Origin of the sequence: Sphingorhabdus sp. (assembly GCF_040079335.1) — a bacterium.
Lineage (GTDB): Bacteria > Pseudomonadota > Alphaproteobacteria > Sphingomonadales > Sphingomonadaceae > Sphingorhabdus_B.
The window spans coordinates 1-1,745 of sequence record NZ_JBEBKL010000134.1 but is presented as its reverse complement, the minus strand read 5'-3'; the positions used below and the strand labels follow the sequence as shown (position 1 = coordinate 1,745).

The window sequence follows — 1,745 nt, the reverse complement described above, 5'->3', positions numbered from 1 at the left end:
CGGCTGGGTGGAAACGCCTGCGATGTCGGTCAAGCAGTCGTTCGACTTTGAGGCAGTTGGCCCGAAGAATATGTATCTGATGTACCATGAGGAAATCGAGAGCCTGAAAACGCATCTGCCCGAAATAAAGCGCATCCGGTTTTGGATGACCTTTGGCGATGCCTATATCACGCACCTGAATGTGCTTCAAGCAGTCGGCATGACGCGGATCGACCCTGTGATGTATGAGGGCCGCGAGATCATCCCTCTGCAATTCCTGAAAGCTGTTTTGCCTGAGCCAGCCTCACTGGGGCCCACAACCAAAGGCAAAACCAACATCGGTTGCATCGCCACCGGGCTTGGTAAAGACGGCAAAGAAAAGACGCTCTACACCTACAACATCTGCGATCATGAAGAATGCTATGCCGAGACAGGCAACCAAGCCGTCAGCTATACGACTGGCGTGCCAGCCATGATCGGCGCGGCGATGCTGGTGACTGGCCAGTGGAGCGGCGCTGGCGTGTGGAACATCGAACAGTTCGATCCTGATCCGTTTATGGCGATGCTGAACCAGCATGGTCTGCCTTGGCAGGTGAAGGAATTGGATGGACCGCTCAACTTCTAACCCTCCATCTTCGTCACCCCCGCGAAGGCGGGGGGCCATCACCTGACGAGTAAATTTCAACGGCGGGTGATGGATTCCCGCCTTCGCGGGAATGACGAGTTTTGTTGTTTCCAGCAGTGGAGCATGAATGGAAACCAAAGCAGGCGATCCCGGCGCATTTGCGCATTTTGACCTAAACCGCGTCCCCTCGCCCGCCTTTGTTGTGGATGAGGCGGCGGTGCGGCGTAACCTTGCCATCCTTGCCGATGTGAAAGGGCGGTCGGGCGCGAAAATTTTGTGCGCGATGAAAGCGTTTTCGATGTGGTCGCTGGCGTCTGTTATCGGCGAATATCTTGATGGCGTGTGCAGTTCTGGCCTGTGGGAATCGCGGTTGGCACGTGATTATTATTCGGGCGAGATTGCGACGTATTGCGCGGGTTACAAAGCGGCGGACATGGCAGAGATTGTCTCGATTTCCGACCACATCATTTTTAATTCACCCGGACAGCATGCGCGGTTTACGCAGTATCTGGACGACAGCGTCGACGTCGGCCTGCGCATCAACCCCGAACATGCCGAGGGCGAGGTCGCCAAATACGACCCTTGCTCTCCACATTCGCGCTTGGGTTTTCCGGTCAGCCAGTTGCAGCCTGAGCATTTGAAAGGCATATCCGGCCTGCATTTTCATAGCCTGTGTGAGCAAGATTTCGAGCCGCTCAAACGCACATGGGATAGCCTGAAACCAAAGCTGGCCCAATATTTCGGCCAGTTGAAATGGCTCAATTTCGGTGGCGGTCACCATATCACCCGTTCCGATTATCAACGCGATGACCTTGTCGCGTTCATCAAGGAAGTCCGCGCCGAAACCGGTCTCGACGTCTATCTCGAACCCGGCGAAGCCATTGCGCTCGATGCAGGTATATTGATTGGCGAAATCCTTGACGTGTTCGACAACGGCATGCCCATCGGCATCACCGACATCAGCGCAACCTGCCACATTCCCGACGTCATCGAAGCCCCCTACCGCCCCGCGATGCTGGATGAGCTATCAGACGGCCCAGCCATGCGTCTGGGCGGCCCCAGCTGCCTAGCGGGCGACATCATCGGCGACTACCGCCTGCCCGTTACCGCAGAACCCGGAACGCGCTTCGCCTTCCTCGAT

At 56.4% G+C, this 1,745-nt stretch carries 2 protein-coding genes; both read left to right on the top strand.

Annotated elements, in window-relative coordinates; genetic code table 11:
• On the top strand, positions 1-604 hold a 604-nt coding region (locus ABL922_RS14850; protein WP_349024983.1), incomplete at its 5' end, for a saccharopine dehydrogenase C-terminal domain-containing protein.
• A gap of 127 nt (positions 605-731) precedes the next feature.
• A partial coding sequence (locus ABL922_RS14845) for a carboxynorspermidine decarboxylase (protein ID WP_349024982.1) occupies positions 732-1,745 on the top strand: 1,014 nt, incomplete at its 3' end.